A 4,553-nucleotide genomic window follows, 5' to 3' on the forward strand; every position below is an offset into this window, starting at 1 on the left:
GGCACCTGGCGCGACCTGACCGACAACGTCAACCGGCTCGCCGGCAACCTGACCGCCGTGCGCGCCGGGCTCGACGCGCTGATCGTGCGCGCGCCGGTCGGCGGGCGGCTGACCAACTTCACGATCCAGCCGGGGCAGACGCTCAAGCCCGGCGATCCGGCGGGGCAGGTCGACAGCGAGGGATCGTGGAAGCTCGTGGCGGACGTCGACGAGTATTACCTCGGCCGCCTCGCGGTCGGCCAGCGGGGCAGCGCCGACGGCGGCACTCGGCTCGCCGTCATCCGCGTTCTGCCCGCCGTCGCCAACGGCCGGTTCCGCGTCGAGATCGGCTTCAACGGCCAGCCTCCTGCCGGGCTCCACCGGGGGCAGACGCTCGACATCCGCGTGACGCTGGGCGGCACCGCCGCGGCGCTGGTCGCGCCGGTCGGCGGCTGGCTCGACGCGGGTGGCGGCGCGTCCGTCTTCGTGCTCGACGCGGACGGCCGCCACGCGCGCCGCCGCGCCATCAAGGTCGGCCGCCGCAACCCCGAACAGGCCGAGATCCTGGCCGGGCTCCACCCCGGCGAGCGCATCGTCACCTCCGCCACCGCGTCCGTGAAGGGCGACATCCTCAACATCCGCTGAAAGGTCCGCCATGATCCGCCTAGAGAAGATCCAGCGCCGCTACGTCTCCGACGAGGTGGAGACGACCGCGCTCCACGACGTCGACCTGCGGGTCGAGGCTGGCGAGTTCGTCGCCATCATGGGCCCGTCGGGGTGCGGCAAGTCGACGCTGCTCAACACGCTGGGCACCGTCGACCGGCCGACCGGCGGGCGCTACCTGTTCGGAGAGCGCGACCTCGCCGCGCTGGACGAGGCGGCGCTGGCGCGCTTCCGTGGCGAGACGCTGGGGTTCGTGTTCCAGAGCTTCAACCTGATCGACGAGCTGACCATCGCCGAGAACGTCGAGCTCGGCCTCGCCTATCGCCGCGACCGGGCGGGCGACCGGCGCGCGCGCGTCGCGGCGGCGATGGACAAGGTCGGCATCGCGCACCGCGCGCGCCACTATCCGCACCAGCTGTCGGGCGGGCAGCAGCAGCGCGCCGCCATCGCCCGCGCGATCGTCGGCGACCCCAAGCTGATCCTCGCCGACGAGCCGACCGGCAACCTCGACACGGAGAACGGCGCGCAGGTGATGAACATCCTGACCGGCCTCAACGGGGAGGGCGCGACCATCGTGATGGTCACCCACTCGCCCAGCCACGCCGACATCGCGCGCCGCCGCATCGACATGCTCGACGGCCGCATCGTCGCCTCCGTCGCCCGCGCCATCTGACCGAAGGACCAGCATCATGACCCATATCCCGCTCGCCGCCGCCGCGCTCGTGCTCGGCCTCTCCCTCCCCGCGACGGCCCAGGTCGGCGAGCGCCGCTTTGCGGTCGGTCGCTTCGACGCGATCGAGCTGACCGGATCGGACGACGTGCGGGTCGTGCCGGGCGACGCCGTCTCGGTCGTCGCCAGCGGCGATCCGCGGGCGGTCGCGGCGCTCGCAATCGAGACGGTGGGCGGCACGCTGCGCGTCGGTCGCCGACCGGGCGACTGGCGCGACAGGGGAGCGCTCGTCACCGTCACCGCGCCGACGTTGCGCGCGGCCAGCATCCCCGGATCGGGCGGCATCCGGGTCGGCGCGGTCACCGGTCGCGGTTTCACGGGCAGCATCTCGGGCTCGGGCGGGCTCGTCGTGACCGACCTGCGCGTCGAGACCGCCCGGTTCGGCGTGTCGGGATCGGGATCGATCACCGTCGCCGGCAGCGCGGACACGGTCGCGATCGACCTGGGCGGCTCGGGCGGGATCGACACGCGCGCGCTGGCGACCCCCGCCGTCACCATCAACCTCGGCGGAACGGGCGCGGTCACCACCACCGCCTCGCGCGCCGCGACGATCGATAACGGCGGCACGGGCAGCGTGCGGGTCACGGGCGATCCCCGCTGCGACGTCCGCAACCACGGCACCGGCGCCGTCCGCTGCGGCTGACCTGACCTCCCTCCCGACCGGAGACGCCCGATGAACCGCTTCGCCCTCCTGACGCTCTACCGCTCGCTCACCCGCCACAAGCTCTACGCCGCGCTCAACATCGGCGGGCTGGCGGTCGGGATCGCCGTGTTCCTCGTGCTCGGGCTCTACGTCCGGTTCGAGACTAGCTATGAGAACTGGCTGCCCGGTCACAACAAGATCTATCTGGTCGAGGAATACTGGAACCAGCCGGGTAGCCCGGCCAACGGCTATAGCGACGGCACCATGGGTGGGCTAATCGATCAGCTCAGGGAAGATTTTCCCGGCACCGTCGCGACCCGCTCCCGTGGGATCGGCGCCAACGTGATCCGCGACGGTGTAGGGACGGCGGAGGACTTCGCTTACGCCGACACGAACTTCCTCGATCTTATGCCGCTGGAGATGGTCGCGGGCGATGGATCGAGGGCGTTGCGCGACCCGGCCAACGTGCTTCTGAGCGAAACAATCGCTAGGAAGTACTTCCCGTCCGATAGCCCGATGGGTCGGACTCTCACGCTGAACGTCGAAGGAAAGGCGTCGGTCTACCGCATTGCTGGTGTCTTCCGCGACCTGCCCAAGAACACGGAGCAGAAGTTCACCATGCTCGGCAGGATGCCGACCGACCCCAAGGATGATTATTGGCATCATTGGGGAAGCGAACGGGTGCAGACACTCCTTCGATTCGACACGCCGGAGGCGGCTCGCGCCTATGCGGCGCGAATGCCGGCCTTCGTTCGGCGTCGCGGCTCCAAGGACCTCGGAGAAATGATCTCCGTGTTTCATCTTCCGCTGCTGCCGATCACGGACTGGCATCTGCAGCGGCCGGGCCGCAAGCTGACCGTCACGACGCTCGGCCTGATCGGCGTGCTCACGCTGCTGATCGCGATCGTGAACTATGTGAACGTGGCGACAGCGCGAGCGGGTCTCCGTGCGCGCGAGGTGGCGATGCGCAAGGTGCTGGGCGCCGACCGACGCGCGTTGATGAGCCAGTTTCTCGGCGAGGCTATACTGACCGTCGCGCTGGCGTCCTTGGGAGGACTCATCATCGCGGAAATCGGCCTGCCCTTCGTCAATGCGGCCGGAGGATTGCCGCTATTCATCCCGTACGGCGTCGTCGCGCCGGCTCTCCTCTTGCTCGTGCTGGTGGTCGGAGTGCTCGCGGGCTTCTACCCTGCCACGCTGCTGTCCCGATTTCCTGCCGCCCAAGTTCTGGCCTCCGCACGCGCGCCTGGCGGCGGTCACGCCGGTGTCCGGCTGCGCGAGGGGCTGGTCGTCTTCCAATTCGCGCTGGCGACAGCCTTCATCATCGGCACCGCCATCTTGGTGGCGCAAACCCGGCATGTGCGCGCGGCCGATCCTGGTTTTCATCGCGATGGACTCGTTCTTATCACATCAACCGGCGACGGCGCGGTGGATGCTGGACAGCGTACCGCCTTTCTCGAACGGGTTCGGCGTGTTCCGGGCGTCGAAGCCGTGGTCGGATCGGAGTCGACGCCAGGGTACAGCAACGGCAACAGCGCCAATTTCGCCGTGCCGGGGAGATCCGGCGAAGGCCCATCGCTGCAATGGTTCTACATCGGCCCGAACTTCTTCACGATAATGGGTATGAAGCTCGTGGCCGGACGCTCGTTCGACGACGCCCACCGACTCGACGACTTCAGCGGCCCAGGCTGGAAGCGACCGGCGAACGTGGTCGTCAATCGCCGTGCCGCCGAGGCGCTCGGTTTCGCCACGCCCGAGGCGGCGCTGGGCAAAACGATTGGCGACGGTGAGGCCCCGCGCACGATCGTCGGCGTGGTGGACAACGCCAGGTTCTTCTCTCCGCGCGACCCGGTCAACCCGACGCTCTACTACTACAGTCCGAAACCACGGCGCTGGCTGACCACCGTGCGGGTCGCGGGCGACCCCCTCGCCATGCTGGCGACCATCCGTGACGTCTGGCGTCAGGTCGCGCCGAACGTTCCTTTCGACGCCAAGACGGCCATCCAGAACCTGGAACCCTACTATGAAGCCGACGACCGCGCCACGCGCCTGTTCAGCATCGGCGCCGGCCTCGCCGTCCTGATCGGCTGCGTCGGCTTGTGGGGCCTCGCCTCGTTCAACACCGAGCGGCGGGTGAAGGAGGTCGGCATCCGCAAGACGCTGGGCGCGTCCTCGGCCGATATCGTCCGGCTGCTGGTCGGGCAGTTCCTGCGCCCCGTCCTGCTCGCCAACCTCGTCGCCTGGCCGCTCGCCTTCGCAGGCATGCGGACGTGGCTCGCCGGGTTCGACGACCGGATCGCGCTGTCGCCGCTCTACTTCATCGGCGCGAGCCTGCTCGCGGTCGCGGTCGCGGTGCTGACCGTGCTCGGCCAGTCGCTGCGCGCGAGCCGCGCCGCGCCGGCCTGGGCGCTGCGTCATGACTAGGGGGGCCATGACTAGGTGGCTCACCTTCGGCGCGCTGCTGCTCGCCGCCGCGCCCGCCCCCGCCGAAACGCTGCGCGAAGCGATCGCGGCCGCCTGGGCCACCAACCCGCAGCT

General features: G+C 69.7%; 4 protein-coding genes. All 4 read left to right on the plus strand.

The window, feature by feature from the left end; translation table 11 throughout:
• Nucleotides 1-624: efflux RND transporter periplasmic adaptor subunit (locus tag HUU95_RS09170; RefSeq protein ID WP_174279833.1), on the plus strand; the 624-nt coding region annotated here is incomplete at its 5' end.
• A 10-nt stretch (nt 625-634) separates the two neighbouring features.
• Entirely contained in the window at nt 635-1,315 is a 681-nt protein-coding gene (locus tag HUU95_RS09175) for an ABC transporter ATP-binding protein (protein ID WP_174279834.1), read from the plus strand.
• A 16-nt stretch (nt 1,316-1,331) separates the two neighbouring features.
• The gene (locus HUU95_RS09180; protein WP_174279835.1) at nt 1,332-2,015 is read left to right on the plus strand and encodes a head GIN domain-containing protein; all 684 of its coding nucleotides are present in this window, start codon (nt 1,332-1,334) and stop codon (nt 2,013-2,015) included.
• 30 nt (nt 2,016-2,045) lie between these two features.
• Nucleotides 2,046-4,439 (plus strand): FtsX-like permease family protein, encoded by a 2,394-nt coding sequence (locus tag HUU95_RS09185; protein ID WP_174279836.1) that lies wholly within the window; start codon nt 2,046-2,048, stop codon nt 4,437-4,439.
• Nucleotides 4,440-4,553: the final 114 nt, after the last annotated feature.

The sequence above is a fragment of the Sphingomonas bacterium genome (genome assembly GCF_903643065.1).
Taxonomy (GTDB): Bacteria; Pseudomonadota; Alphaproteobacteria; order Sphingomonadales; family Sphingomonadaceae; genus Sphingomonas.